Annotated in this window: 17 protein-coding genes; 5 read left to right on the forward strand and 12 right to left on the reverse strand. The window is 45.6% G+C overall.

Going from position 1 to position 13789, the window contains the following annotated elements; translation table 11 throughout:
• Positions 1-188: 188 nt before the first annotated feature.
• The gene (locus AN618_RS00505) at positions 189-1592 is read right to left on the reverse strand and encodes a sigma-54 interaction domain-containing protein (RefSeq protein ID WP_066350747.1); all 1404 of its coding nucleotides are present in this window, start codon (positions 1590-1592) and stop codon (positions 189-191) included.
• 102 nt (positions 1593-1694) lie between these two features.
• On the opposite strand from AN618_RS00505, the gene AN618_RS00510 reads away from it, so the two are divergent.
• Positions 1695-2375, forward strand: coding sequence for a hypothetical protein (locus tag AN618_RS00510; protein ID WP_066350748.1), 681 nt, complete (start codon positions 1695-1697; stop codon positions 2373-2375).
• A gap of 63 nt (positions 2376-2438) precedes the next feature.
• Here AN618_RS00510 and AN618_RS00515 read toward each other — a convergent pair whose 3' ends face one another.
• The 11 genes from AN618_RS00515 to AN618_RS00565 all read right to left on the reverse strand — a co-directional run bounded on the left by AN618_RS00515 (position 2439) and on the right by AN618_RS00565 (position 10538).
• Positions 2439-3161 (reverse strand): amino acid ABC transporter ATP-binding protein, encoded by a 723-nt coding sequence (locus AN618_RS00515; RefSeq protein ID WP_066350750.1) that lies wholly within the window; start codon positions 3159-3161, stop codon positions 2439-2441.
• On the reverse strand, positions 3154-3816 hold the full coding sequence (locus AN618_RS00520) for an amino acid ABC transporter permease (protein WP_066350751.1): 663 nt from the start codon (positions 3814-3816) through the stop codon (positions 3154-3156). The genes AN618_RS00515 and AN618_RS00520 overlap by 8 nt, the downstream gene beginning before the upstream one ends.
• A gap of 27 nt (positions 3817-3843) precedes the next feature.
• Complete coding sequence (locus tag AN618_RS00525; protein ID WP_066350752.1) at positions 3844-4686, reverse strand: basic amino acid ABC transporter substrate-binding protein; 843 nt, start codon at positions 4684-4686, stop codon at positions 3844-3846.
• A 128-nt stretch (positions 4687-4814) separates the two neighbouring features.
• Positions 4815-5123, reverse strand: a complete 309-nt coding sequence (locus tag AN618_RS00530; protein WP_066350757.1) for a zinc-ribbon domain containing protein — start codon at positions 5121-5123, stop codon at positions 4815-4817.
• Positions 5124-5320: 197 nt separating this feature from the next.
• Positions 5321-5878, reverse strand: a complete 558-nt coding sequence (locus AN618_RS00535; protein ID WP_066350763.1) for a lytic transglycosylase domain-containing protein — start codon at positions 5876-5878, stop codon at positions 5321-5323.
• A gap of 27 nt (positions 5879-5905) precedes the next feature.
• Complete coding sequence (locus AN618_RS00540) at positions 5906-6310, reverse strand: hypothetical protein (RefSeq protein ID WP_066350764.1); 405 nt, start codon at positions 6308-6310, stop codon at positions 5906-5908.
• A 41-nt stretch (positions 6311-6351) separates the two neighbouring features.
• A complete protein-coding gene (fliS, locus tag AN618_RS00545) occupies positions 6352-6738 on the reverse strand; it encodes a flagellar export chaperone FliS (RefSeq protein ID WP_066350765.1) in 387 nt (128 codons plus the stop codon).
• A gap of 24 nt (positions 6739-6762) precedes the next feature.
• The gene (gene fliD, locus AN618_RS00550) at positions 6763-8343 is read right to left on the reverse strand and encodes a flagellar filament capping protein FliD (protein WP_066350767.1); all 1581 of its coding nucleotides are present in this window, start codon (positions 8341-8343) and stop codon (positions 6763-6765) included.
• 31 nt (positions 8344-8374) lie between these two features.
• Entirely contained in the window at positions 8375-8746 is a 372-nt protein-coding gene (locus AN618_RS00555) for a flagellar protein FlaG (RefSeq protein ID WP_066350768.1), read from the reverse strand.
• Between the two features lie 149 nt (positions 8747-8895).
• Positions 8896-9621: a hypothetical protein gene (locus tag AN618_RS00560; RefSeq protein ID WP_066350773.1), complete on the reverse strand. Its 726-nt coding sequence runs from the start codon at positions 9619-9621 to the stop codon at positions 8896-8898.
• The gene (locus tag AN618_RS00565) at positions 9618-10538 is read right to left on the reverse strand and encodes an ABC transporter substrate-binding protein (protein WP_066350774.1); all 921 of its coding nucleotides are present in this window, start codon (positions 10536-10538) and stop codon (positions 9618-9620) included. The genes AN618_RS00560 and AN618_RS00565 overlap by 4 nt, the downstream gene beginning before the upstream one ends.
• A gap of 153 nt (positions 10539-10691) precedes the next feature.
• On the opposite strand from AN618_RS00565, the gene AN618_RS00570 reads away from it, so the two are divergent.
• The 4 genes from AN618_RS00570 (at position 10692) to AN618_RS00585 (ending at position 13780) form a co-directional block, all read left to right on the forward strand.
• Entirely contained in the window at positions 10692-10970 is a 279-nt protein-coding gene (locus tag AN618_RS00570; RefSeq protein ID WP_066350776.1) for a response regulator, read from the forward strand.
• A gap of 123 nt (positions 10971-11093) precedes the next feature.
• A complete protein-coding gene (locus AN618_RS00575; protein ID WP_066350777.1) occupies positions 11094-11939 on the forward strand; it encodes a fumarate hydratase in 846 nt (281 codons plus the stop codon).
• Between the two features lie 22 nt (positions 11940-11961).
• Positions 11962-12513 (forward strand): Fe-S-containing hydro-lyase, encoded by a 552-nt coding sequence (locus AN618_RS00580; protein WP_187694851.1) that lies wholly within the window; start codon positions 11962-11964, stop codon positions 12511-12513.
• Positions 12514-12532: 19 nt separating this feature from the next.
• Positions 12533-13780, forward strand: coding sequence for an NAD(P)-dependent malic enzyme (locus AN618_RS00585; protein ID WP_066350780.1), 1248 nt, complete (start codon positions 12533-12535; stop codon positions 13778-13780).
• Positions 13781-13789: the final 9 nt, after the last annotated feature.

A 13789-nucleotide genomic window follows, 5' to 3' on the forward strand; every position in this document is an offset into this window, starting at 1 on the left:
CTTTCATTTTTCGACAAAAATTATAATAAGCAAAAAATATACCAATTCGTCGAACGTCTTTCGGGGAGGGATTTGCGTGTAATTTCGTTCTCACCGGCGTATACTTTTGTTCTCGCATTCGATTTTATGAGGCCCGGAAACATCCGTAATGTATACTTTTGTTCCCGTTTTTTTCGCAATCGTCGCATTTATTCTGTTATTTCACTACTTTCCAATAACTTAAGCTTTTTGTACAACGCCCTTCGAGTTATGCCGAGGTCTTTTGCAATTTCGGTTTTGGACTTTTTCCTGTTCAGGAAATAACTGAGAACCTTTGACTCAAACTCTCTTTTTACCTGCTCCCAAGTCTTGCCATTCAAGCTTATCACAATCTCGCCATCCGCAAGCTGCCTCATAGCCCCCTGATGATCCGCCAGCTCCGGCAGGTGTTCGGGCTTTATCTCCTTTTCGGATATGTCCATGTTTATCATGGCGCGGCTTATTACGTTTTCAAGTTCCCTCACGTTTCCTGGCCAGTCGTAGGACATCAAAATCTCCATAGCTTTTTTTGATATCGAATTAATCCCCCGGCCGTACTTCTGGTTGTACTTTTTTATTATGCTTTTGCAAAGAAGCGGTATATCTTCCTTTCTCTCCCTCAGCGGCGGTATCGTTATCCTGACCACGTTCAGGCGGTAGTAAAGGTCGTGTCTGAAATTCCCCTTTCGCACTTCTTCCTCCAAGTTTCGGTTGGTGGCAGCTATAATCCTTACGTCCACTTTTTTGGGCACGGTGCTGCCAATCCTCATCACTTCCTGCTCCTGAAGCACCCTTAGAAGCTTCGCCTGAGCGGGGAGGCTGAATTCGCTTATTTCATCCAAAAACAGCGTCCCGCCGTCGGCCTGCTCAAAATACCCCTTTTTCCCGTACCTCAGCGAACCGGTGAAGGCGCCTCCTTCGTACCCGAAAAGCTCGCTTTCCAAAAGCTCTTTATTTATGGCAGCACAGTTCACCCTTACAAAAGGTCCTGAAGCCCTCGGGCTCATGTTGTGGATGGCGTGGGCGAAGAGTTCCTTGCCGGTTCCGCTTTCTCCCACGAGCAATACGGTCGCCGACACGCCGGCACAGGCTTTGGCTTCTTCCTTCGCCTTCATGATCTTTTCGCTGTTTCCCAGTATGTCATCCAGCGTGTACTTGGACTCCAGGTTGCGAAGCATTTTTGTCTTTAGCTCCAGTTCCCTGCTCATCCTTTTAATCTCCGATATGTCGTGCATCACTCCAACACTTCCCACCAGTTCTCCCCTGATATAAATGGGCTTTGCGCTGCAGAGAACCTCCCTCCTTTCCGGGCCCACCCGCCGGAAAAGATTGGAAAATTCCCTGCCCTCGCGGATGGATTTGATGAGGACGCTGTCATTTTCTGCTATGTCGACATCTGCCGGTTTTCCGACCACATCTTCTTCCGAAAGGCCGCTCAAGTTTTTGTAAGCCTGGTTTACCATAATGCATTTTCCTTCTCTGTCGGCCACCATAACGGCATCCGGGATCATTTCGATGATATTTTTTAAAAGCTCTATCACATATTCCGCCTCACCTTTGAGAGAGGGAGCCATAGATACCCCTCCAAAGTGATGTCTTAATATGCTATAATTTAATTATAATTTAATATGGCTGAAAAGTTAAAACAAAAAATTTGGCAAGCTGGGGGTTATAGCTTGGAAAATGAAATATTTGGCATATTAACTTCCATCGAGAAAAAGTTAAATTCCTCCTCCATTTCACCGAGAATTCGAGCTTCCCTGACGAAGGAGCTTGAAAAGGCAAAAAATCGTTACCGTAATTTTGATGCAGATTTGATAAAAGGGGAAACCCAAAAACAGGTCTACGAATCTCTCCTGAAAAAAGGCAAAGCTTTGCTAAAAAACGGCAACAACTTGAATGAAGTTTACTCTTTTTTGCGATACGCCAATGCCGCCTATTTTGATTTCACCAATTCTTTGGGACCGCTGAATACGGGAATTAGACTATTCACCTTGACTTCAGCTTTACTTATGGCCCTTTCTCCGCAATTTGTTGGCGCCGTCTTTTCCTTAGTTTTGGTGCTCCCAATTTTCCTTGGATTAAACGCCTTGAAAAAAAGGCGGGCCATGGGCTATACCATGGCACTGTTTGTTTTCCCCGTATCCTTCGCGGTGTCGACCCTCTGGCTCCGGTTCGGATACCGGGTTTTGAAGGACTACTCCGGCGTGCTTTCTGAAACCGTCCAGGCTACCGGAAAATCGCCGGAATTCGCGCGGCTTTTGATTACAATCCCGCCCGTCCTTTCATTACTGCTCCTTATTTCGGCATGCCTTATGATATACAAGCTTTTTAAGGCACGGGATATGTTAATTTAATCTTAAATAAAACCCCCGGGCATTGCGCCCGGGGGTTTCTAAAATGGGAGGGGTTTTACTTTTCTACAATATTTTGCTTAAAAACTCCTTTGTCCTCGGATTTTGGGGGCTTTCGAAAATTTCTTCGGGAGTGCCTTCTTCCAGTATCTTTCCTTCATCCATAAAAAGCACCCTGTCTCCCACTTCCCTGGCAAACCTCATCTCGTGGGTCACGACCACCATAGTCATGCCCTCCGAAGCCAGGTCCTTCATGACATCCAGCACTTCCTTTATCATCTCTGGGTCCAGGGCAGAGGTTGGCTCGTCAAAGAGCATTACTTTCGGATTCATGGCAAGGGCTCTGGCTATGGCAACCCGCTGTTTTTGCCCTCCTGAAAGGGAAGCGGGAAAACACTCTGCTTTATCGGCAAGGCCTACCCTTTCCAGCAATTCCATTGCTTTTTCTCTAGCATCTTTAGGGGATATTCCCTTTACCTTTATCGGCGCGAGAGTTATATTTTCTACCACCGTCTTGTGGGGGAAAAGGTTAAAGTGCTGGAAAACCATCCCCACGTCCTGCCTCACCTTGTTTATATCCGTCGACGGGTCGAGAAGCGACTTGCCCTCGATTTTTATCTCTCCTCTTGTGGGTTTTTCCAGGAGGTTAAGGCACCTCAAAAAGGTGCTCTTTCCGGAACCGCTGGGGCCTATGACCACCACGACTTCTCCTTTTTCTATCCTGGCGTTGATGCCTTTCAATACTTCGAGTTTTCCGAAATTCTTATAAAGGTCTTTAACTTCAATCACTGGCCGCCAGCCTCCTTTCGATAAGCGACATCAGCCACGAAAAACTGACCGTCATAACGAAGTAAAATGCAGCCGCCGTCAAGTAAGGCTCAAAAGGCCTGTAGGTGTTTCCAGCCACTATCTGGGCCGCCCTGGTAAGTTCCGGAAATCCTATCGTAGTGGCAAGAGATGAGTTCTTTAAAAGCGTCACAAATTCGTTGCCCAAAGGAGGAATCATTTTTTTAAAAGCCTGCGGCAGGATTATATACCTCATGGCCTGACCGTACGTCATCCCCAGGGACCTTGCCGCTTCCATCTGCCCCCTGTCTACGGCGAGGATTCCCCCCCTTACTATTTCAGCCACATAACCTCCGCTGTTAATTCCCAGTGCCAGCACAGCTGCCGGGAACTCGGGTATGGTAAATCCCAAAATCTGCGGAAGTCCGAAATAGAATATGAGAAGTTGTACAAGGAGCGGAGTGCCCCTTATAACCTCGACGTAAGCGCTGCAGAGAAATCTCACCGGGAAAAGCCGGGACATCTTCCCTATTCCCATAAACGTTCCTATGACGATGCCGATGAGCACCGCAAGCAGGGTAATTTCAAAGGCCGTGAGCGCTCCTCTGAAAAATAGATGGATGTAAGGTAGAACTATTGAAAAATTCAATTTATCCAACTGGATTTTCTCCTTTCGGTCCTAAACCTAATTCGAGGGTTTGTAGTCTATAAACCATTTTTTAACGAGTTTTTCATGCTCGCCGCTTCCCTTTAGCTGCTTTATGACCTTGTTTACTACTTCAAGGAGTTTTACATCCTCCTTTCGCAATACGACTGCTTTTGCCGCATCGTCCAGCATCTCACCTACGAGCTCCAATTTGTCCGGATTATTGGCGGCATAAGCCTGAGCTACGGCAAAGTCTACAATCACAGCTTCGATGCGCTTGTTCAAAAGGTCCATCATCGCTGCATCTACCGTGTCAAACTGCTTTAGTTTTGCACCTTCTATTTTCTTCGCCTCTTCTTCTCCAGTCGTGCTAATCTGCACTCCTATGGTCTTGCCCTTCAGGTCTTCTTTGCTTTTTACACCGCTTCCTTTATAGGTTATAATTTGCTGTCCTCCTTCGAGATAGGGATCGGAAAAGTTGACGCTCTTTTTCCTTTCTTCAGTTATGGTAAAACCGGCAATCCCTATGTCGACCGTCTTTGTGAGCACAGCGGGAATTATGCTCTTAAAGTCCATATCCTTTATTTCCAGCTCCACTCCCAGTTCGTCCGCTATGGCTTTGGCCAAATCGATGTCAAAGCCCACTATTTCATCCTTCCCGTTTACCACCTGGTGAAACTCAAAAGGCGGGTAGTCGGCGCTGGTCCCAACCACCAATTTCCCGGCCTTCTTTATTCTTTCAACCGCATCTTCCTGGGCGCTTCCCTGGGCATTTGTAGTCCCCTGGGAACTTTGCTGATTCGCCGTTTGCTTTTGTCCACACCCGACAGCGAACACCGCTGCAAAAACCAGAATCAATAGTATTGCGAAGATTTTTTTCATTCCAGCTTTGCCTCCTTTTTCACGCTTTTGGGTATAATTATACATTGCCCGGAATAATATTTCAATACGTTTTTAAAAAAATAAAAGGCCCGGTATCCCGGACCTCTATTTACGTTAGTTAATCTTACTTAAATTTCGCTTGCAACTCTGTGCTTCCTGAAGCATTCGCTGCAGTACACCGGCCTGTCGTTCCTGGGCTTGAAAGGTACCTTTGTTGGCGCGCCGCAGTCGGCACAAACTGCATCGTACAGTGTCCTCTGCGCTGCTTTCCTCCCGCCGAAATCCCTCCTGCTTGCCTTTCTCGCGTCCCTGCATGCCTTGCAGCGGCTGGGCTCGTTTTCAAAGCCCTTCTGCGCGTAGAATTCCTGTTCGCCTGCTGTAAAGACGAACTCCTTCCCACAGTCTTTGCATACTAATACCTTGTCCTGGAATGCCATTAAAAAAACCCCTCACTTTGATTTAGATTCTTCCGGCATTCCTTAGCTGACCTGGTCATCCCCTCCACCGGCCGCCGTGGGTATCAAATACCCGGAGGGAGTCGCTTTGCCCGCGGCAGGCTTCGACTTTCAACCACAGACCTAAGCAATGCCTTATGCTAATTATATACCTTAAAAAGAAAAAAAGCAAGAAAAATTTATTTTTCTTTCATGCTCATGTAATATTTCATTACCTTTTCCACATATTCCTGAGTCTCCCTAAAGGGGGGAATTCCTCCATATTTCTCGACATTAAAAGGCCCGGCATTGTATGCCGCCAAAGCTTTAACTACATCACCGTCGTAGCGTTCGAGGAGCTTTTTTAGATAAAAAACCCCTCCCAGCACGTTTTCTTCTACGTCGTAGGGATTCACCCCTAGACTCGCTGCAGTCGTCGGCATGAGCTGCATTATTCCTACTGCGCCTTTACTGGACACGGCATTCTGCTTAAAATTGGACTCCACCTTGGCTACTGCAAGAGCTAAATCCGCATCCACACCCAAAGCTCTTGCCGTTCGTTCTATTATTTCCTTCGCCTTCTTTTCGGGGATATCTGCCTCCTGTACATTATCTTTCGCTTTGTTTAGCTTTGTCTCATATTCACTTATCGCATTTTCTAAAATTTCGCCGAAACTCTTTTCTACATTTACGTTAAACCTTGCTTTTATCTCCTCTATTCGAGAGATTACCCGGTGTACGCCCGTCAAATCAACCATTTTTAAACCCCGCTCCCAAAAAAAGTACTATTCCCTTTTATCGATAAAAAAACCTTCGCCGAAATTCGCTTTACTGAATGGATCGGTATATCGTTGCGTTACCTTTTTAGCAAAATTTAAATCGTTAATTTTTCTCTCAATGTCTGTATAAAGTTTTTTTGCCAGCTTTACGACTTCTTCATCGTGCATTTTTATTTCCAAAAGCTTTTCTCTTATACTTCTCTTAAAGCTTTCAATGCCCTCATCCATACCGGCAAATTCTCTTTTTATTTTCTCATCTATCTTCTCGGATATTTCTATGAGCTGCCTTCTTTTTTCCACCAGCTCCAGCAATGCTGAAGTGTCCTCAGCAATTACCGCTTCTTTCATTTTTAAGGTAATGGCTAAAATTTCCTCAAGGTTTTTTATCTTTTCGCTAAATAGCACTTCCATACAATCGTCTCTTTTCCGTTTTTTATATTATTATAGCATAATTATAACGCCGTCTTTTTTGCCTTCATGACCTCGACGTAGGCCCCCTGCCATGCTTCCTTTAGCCCTTCGAGCAACCCTTCTACCTCTTCCAACTTACTTAAATCCTTTTTTATATTCGCCTCTATCAGCTTCTCGTAGATGAAGTTGTAAAGGCTTCTCAGATTTTTCGAAAGCTCGTAATTCATGTCGAGGCTCATGTTGAGTTCCATTATTATATCTTCCACTCTCACAATGTAGTTGTTTGCATCGGCATAATTTTTTTCTTCTACGGCCTTTTTGGCAAGTCTCAAAAACCTAAGCGCACCTTCATAAAGCATCAGCACCAGCCTTTCCGGCGGTGCCGTCATTACTTGATTTTCCTGATACTGCTGGTACGGATTCACCACCGAAGACCCCCCCTTTTTTTTTCTTTATGAATTTGAGCTATAAAGCCCCAGCTGGTTTGCGAGCCACATGCTCTGCTGATTCATGGCCGCTATGGCCTTTTCCATCTCCGTAAACTGCCGCCAGTAGCGGTCCTCGATTTCTTTGAGCTTTTCTTCCATTACTTTAATTTTATCGTCTACTTCCCTTATCCTCCTTGCGAGAAAACTGTTGTCGAAAACCTCAAAATCTCCGCCTCCTGCCTTATCTGTAATGCTCTTAATCCCTGCTTTAAGCACATCGTAAAGGCTTACCGCTATTCCCTTTCCGGTAGAGCTGTCACCCGCGTTCGTAAATAGCCTCATTACCGCTTCGGGGTCCTTACTCAGGGCTTCCCGTAATTTTGCCTCATCAAGGTACAGTTTTCCTTTTTCGTAATAAGATCCGGTTTTTATGCCTATGTCCAGAAGCGAATCGAATTCGGCAGGAAGCCCTTTTACCGGAGTGTACAGTATTTCTCTCATCTTATCCCGTATGGACATCACAAGCTGGTCCGAACGCAAAAGGCCGCTCCTTGCCTTTTCCTCCCATAACTTAATCTCGTCTTCCTTCATTTCCTTTTTTTGCTCCTCGGTAAGGGGAAGGTAATCCCTATAGCGCTGCTCGCTGAGCTCTTTGTTTATGTAGTCTATGGTTTCGTTGTACAACTCCACGAACTTCTTTATCGTATCGACGACACCGTCGATATCCCGCTCCACTTTGAGTATAGCGCTTTCCCCCGGAGCCATCTCCTTTCTCAGATTGAATGTAATACCGCCTATGGTAAAGGTATTGGAGGTTTTTTCTATGGTGATTTCATTCGTTCCATCTATATCACTTATTTTTACAACAGCGTTTTTACCTGTACCTGAGCCACTTATCTTAAAGGCACCTGTTTCTCCAAACAGGTTGCCACCGCCATTTTCATTTATAATGCTGATACTTGTACTTGCCCCGGTATCCTTGGTCTTAAATACAACCTTATCGGTGATAGGGTCATAATACGCTGAGACATTTATCGTGCTGTCTGATGATATTGTTGAAAGTATGTAATTCAAAGAGTCAGTCGTCTTGAAGATGAAGGTTTTGGACTTACCGTTTGCCGTGATGGTAAACTTAAATTCACTCAATGTATCGTTTCCGCCGAACGGGTCGTTTGCAAAGTAATCTCGCTGATCCTTTATGGATTTTGAGGGATCTATTTGCTTATAAGTTACTGATATAGGACTTCCGCTTTCAAGCTTCGCGCTTTCGGCAAGACTTACTACACTTACCTTATACTCCCCTGGAATGGCGGAAGCGCCGGCGCTGGCAGTAAAATAAGTGTCTGCCGATTGCCCGGAAGAAAGCGTACCCGTCGTCTTGTACTTCAAATACGTACCCTGAAGCTTCATGTTAAAGACGAAATCGTACAAAGACTTAAGCTTCAGATTGATGTTCCGGTAATCTTCTTTTTGCCACTCCAAAATCTTTTTTTGCTGGTAGAGCTTGTCAACCTTTGTGCGCTCTACTTTCATGAGGTCCGAAATTATCTGGTCAATGTCAATTCCCGAGGCAAGGCCACCTATCCTCAAGTTGCTGTAAGCCATATTTTCACCACCTGCCTTAATTTTAAACCAATCATACCTTTTTATCTATAATTAACCCCACTTGTTTCCAGATGTTCGCTATGAGGTCTAAAAACTTTTCCGGAGGTATCTCGCTTATGAGCTCGTTGCTTTCCCTGTCGTATATCCTCACTATGACCCTTTTGGTTTCCTCATGGATGGAAAATTCAAACCGCATATCTTTTATTTCTATCGCCAGATCCTCCAGGTCCTCGGCAAGATTTTTGAAGTCGCCTTCCGTAAATTCTCTGACCGGAGCATCTAAAACCTCTTTCGCATTCCTCAGACCTTCCCTGGAGTTCTCCGCGAGAACCTCCGCTTCTTTTGACCACCTGTTTGTGCCGACAAGGTGAATATCAACGCTTTTTGCGCCCTCGATACGCATAGCCTTCACCCTCTTTGATTTTCTTCCTTTTTTATATCGAATAAAAAAATAAATAAATTAAGCCGAAATATCGGCAATTTCGGCTTAATTTTTTCTAAAATCAGGGCATATTCCTCATTTTCTTTGCTAATTATTCTTTTACAAAATTTTCATTCCTTCACTGTCATAATAATTTTTATATCTCCCTTTTCAAAGCCCTTCAATTGGGACAGGAAAGCCGTTATCACCGCTTCAAAAGTTTTCTGGACAAAAGGCACCATCGGGACTTCTCTGCCATTTATCCATACCTTTACGGAGTTCTTCGCCCGGCAATCCTCCCTGGACGCCCTTTTTTTCAGTATATCTTCGGCCATCTTTCCGCAGCTTTTCCCACAACTTCCGCAACCTTTCCCTTCCAGATCGGGAAGCTTCTCAAATACCCTTTCCTCAATGAGGTCCACGAGCTCCCCTATGTTTGTCTCGGCATTAATAACTGGAACATCACCATATCTTTTCATCTTGAGTGAAACAGCACCGCTAATCGCGAAAACGGTCCCGTCCAAAACCTTCGCTATTTCCTCCTCACTTTCTGCACAAAGCAGTTTCGGAACCGCAGCAGCCAACACATCTTCCAATATCACAAAATCCTGCTTGTAAAAACCTATAATTTCGTTGAGAGAAAACTTCCTCGGAAAAGAAATTGCCGTGCTCTCTCGGCCCAAGAAAGCGATCATATCTGCACCCTCTATTTTTTCATAATTACTAATAAAATTATTCTCGCCCTTCAAAACGCCAACGGTATAACCCCGAAGCTTAAGTTCTTTTGCAATTTTGCCAGCAAGCCCATTCTTGCCTTTAACGCGACCTATTATGGAAAATACTTTCAGAAATATCACTCCCCTTTTAAAAGCTCTCCTTCATCCTTTCCGGCGTCGGGGAAAAACAGAGGTTGTCCGAATTTATCCTTCCCGAATTCCCCAATAATTTTTTGAGCTTCTTCGCTTACCATGAAATCCACAAAAGCTTTTGCACCTTCAGAGTTTATCATCCTGGCCGCATTCGGATTGGTCTTTTTTACGTATTCGGGATTTGTCTGCATGACATGGTATATATTGAGAAGCTCTTTCGCCCCTTCCACCAATATTTCCAGGCGAAGGTCATCCTTTTTTGCAAGGTACGTCCCCCTGTCGGTGAGGGTGTAGCCTCCTTTTTCGGAAGCTATATCGAGCGTAGCTCCCATGCCCTGGCCCGTCGATTGGTACCATTTACCCTCCGGATTTTCAACCCCCGCCTGTTTCCATATCTGGAGTTCCTTTTTGTGAGTGCCAGAATCGTCGCCCCTCGATATGAAGAGAGCCTGCTTTTGCGCAATCAATTTGAAGGCTTCCGCAGCGCTTTTGGCCTTTCTTATTCCTGCGGGGTCTTCCGGGGGTCCTACCACCACGAAATCGTTGTGCATGACCAGCATCCGGTTAATCGCAGCGCCTTTTTTAACCAGTTCCATCTCCGCTTCCGGCGCATGAACCAGCATTACATCGGCATCGCCCCTTTCTCCCATCGCAAGGGCCTGCCCCGTCCCCACCGCTATGGTCTTAACCTTGTAACCGGTCTTTTGTTCAAAAAGCGGGATGAGCACGTCTAAAAGTCCCGTGTCCTGGGTACTCGTGGTGGTGGCAAGAATTATTTCTCCTTTACCTTGATTTTCGCCCTGCGAATCCGAAAGACTTTTATTTCCGCAGGATGTCACGATAAACACCATCAGCAACGTCGTTAAAAAAAACACCATAAAAGCGGACTTTTTTCTTAAGTGCATAGTTCCCCCTCCATCGTTATGTATTTTTAAGCATATCGCTTTTAAATAAAATATACCAAATAATAGACGACCTGTAAAGTAAATATATCGTTTTATCAAAAAAAGTGCTAAAATTGACATAGACTATACGCAGTATTGAAAGGTGGAGGGCCCATGAGCATAAACTATACCGTCAAAATCCTGCTCGTAGAGGACAGTAAATTGAGCACCAAGATGACTGGAGTTGATTCAGAAAATCATCGACATCTCCATAGTATTTTTACGGCACACGTCGACAAGGAAATTATGGATAAAATCAAGGCTGTCACCAGTTACGGCTATATCAAAAATGGTTTCGAGGAGAATGTACTGAATTTATATACCATAGAAACGGCCTTAAAGCTTTACAGGGCTAATGTTTTGTTAACAGCAGCAGGACTGAGGATAACGTAGATGCCATCATTTCTAGGGCCGACGAGCTTTTGTATAAAGCCAAGGCCTCAGGGAGAAACTGCGTGATAAGCGAGGGTACTTAAAATATAAAAATATACTCAATCGGACAAAGGAGGAATTCAAATGCGGGAAATTCATGTGGACCAAATAATCTCCGCAGTTGAAAGGCTCTGCATCGATGCGAATGTTAAGCTTCCCGAAGATGTAAAGGCCGCCTTAAACCGCGCGCTGGAAAAAGAAACCTCCCCTCTCGGCAAAGAAATATTGAGCGATATAATCAAAAACTACCAGATTGCCGAAGAAAAAGATCTGGCAATATGTCAGGATACCGGGTTTGCCGTATTTTTCGTCAAATTAGGACAGGACGTCAGAATAGTCGGCGGCAATTTTTCGGACGCCATAAATGAAGGAGTTAGAAGAGGTTACAAGAACGGCTATCTAAGGAAATCGATAGTAGACGATCCCCTAATCTATAGAAAAAATACCGGCGACAATACTCCGGCTATAATCCACCTTGAAATGGTTCCCGGAGATAAAATCCATATCACCTTTGCTCCAAAAGGCGGCGGAAGCGAAAACATGAGCGCCCTGCGTATGTTAAAACCGGCCGACGGCGTGGAAGGCGTTAAAAAATTCGTATTGGAAACGGTAAGGCAGGCCGGCCCTAATCCGTGTCCACCCATAGTCGTCGGTGTTGGAATTGGCGGCACCATTGAAGTTGCCACATTGATAGCGAAAAAAGCGTTACTGCGCCCGATCGGCGAACATCATCCGATGCCCGAGATAGCCAAGCTGGAAAAAGAACTGCTGGAAGAGGTGAACAAACTCGGCATCGGGCCACAAGGTTTCGGCGGCAAAACCACCGCACTTGCGGTAAATATAGAAACTTTCCCGGCCCACATTGCCAGTCTGCCAGTCGCGATTAATATCCAGTGCCATGTGGCGAGACACATGGAAATAGAAATCTAGTACTCGGGAGGTGTGGTAAATCATGATAAAGCACATAACCACCCCGTTGACGCCGGAAACGATAAGTTCCCTGCAGGCGGGAGACAAAGTTTTGATAAGCGGGATAATTTATTCAGCAAGGGACGCTGCCCACAAGCGACTTTTCGAAATGATAAAGAAAGGAGAAAAAATTCCGATAGAATTAGAAGGACAGATAATATATTACGTTGGACCGTGTCCGGCAAAGCCGGGAACTGTCATTGGTTCCGCCGGTCCTACAACTAGCGGAAGGATGGACGCTTACACTCCCCTGCTCCTGGAAAAAGGTTTGAAAGGCATGATCGGCAAGGGCTTTCGCTCTAAGGAAGTCGTGGACGCCATAGTGAAAAATGAGGCCGTATATTTTGGAGCGATAGGCGGCGCGGGGGCGCTTCTTGCGGATTCTATAAAGAGCTCTAAAATAGTGGCTTTCGACGACCTGGGTCCCGAAGCTATTTACGAATTCAAAGTGGAAAACTTCCCCGCCATCGTAATTATAGACAAATACGGCAATGACCTTTATAAAATAGGCGTGGAAAAGTACAGGGAAATTTAAACTTGAGGAGGTATAACGTATGTCATTGAGAGAAGATGCATTAAAACTTCATTTTGAAAATAAAGGGAAAATCGAAGTTATAAGCAAGGTCCCGGTAAGCAGCAAGGAAGACCTTAGCTTGGCTTACACTCCGGGTGTGGCCGAACCCTGTAAGGAAATTGCTGCGGACCCCGGAAAGATATACGACTATACCGCAAAAGGAAATATGGTGGCCGTGGTAACCAACGGTACGGCTGTACTTGGCCTCGGAAACATTGGAGCAAAGGCGGCCCTCCCGGTTATGGAAGGAAAAGCCGTCCTTTTCAAGTGTTTTGCAGGTGTTGACGCTTTCCCAATATGTATAGATTCTACAGACATAGATACCATCGTCGAAACGGTAAAGCTTATTGAGCCGGTCTTCGGCGGCATCAATCTGGAGGACATCGCCGCTCCCTCCTGTTTCGAAATCGAAAACCGCCTGAAGGAAAGCCTGTCCATTCCCGTATTCCACGACGACCAGCACGGAACAGCCATAATCACTTTAGCAGCTCTCTTAAACGCTCTGAAACTGGTAAAGAAGGACATCAACGATATAACGGTGGTCATTAACGGAGCTGGCGCCGCGGGGGTCGCCATCGCGAAAATTCTATTAACCGCGGGCGTCAAGGACATCCTGCTCTGCGACCGCCAAGGAATAATATACGAGGGCAGAAAAGAGGGTATGAACTGGGCTAAAGAAGAGCTCGCAAAAGTGACTAACAAAGAAAAGAGGACTGGGAAACTAGCCGATGCGTTTGTGGATGCCGACGTCTTTATAGGCGTATCCACCGCTAACATAGTGAGCAAGGAAATGGTAAAGAGCATGAAAAAAGATCCCATAATCTTCGCAATGGCAAACCCCGTTCCCGAAATAAATCCGGCAGATGCCTTCGAAGCAGGCGCGAAGATCGTCGGCACCGGAAGGTCGGACTACCCCAACCAGATAAACAACGTCCTCGCCTTCCCCGGCGTATTCAGGGGAGCCCTCGACGTAATGGCTTCCGATATAAACGACAAGATGAAGCTGGCAGCTGCCTATGCCCTAGCCGATATAATCCCCTACAGCGAGCTGAAGGAAGACTACATAATTCCTAAGCCCTTTGATCCCAGAGTAGCACCAACCGTCGCAAAGGCCGTAGCCGTCGCCGCCATGGAGTGCAACATCGCAAGGAAAACCGTAGATCCCGCCGAAATCGAAAAGAGAACGGTAGAACTGGTAAAGAAAGCAAATTCCTATTTCAATAAATAACAAAAATCG

The organism is Fervidicola ferrireducens (assembly GCF_001562425.1).
Classification (GTDB): Bacteria; Bacillota; Thermosediminibacteria; order Thermosediminibacterales; family Thermosediminibacteraceae; genus Fervidicola; species Fervidicola ferrireducens.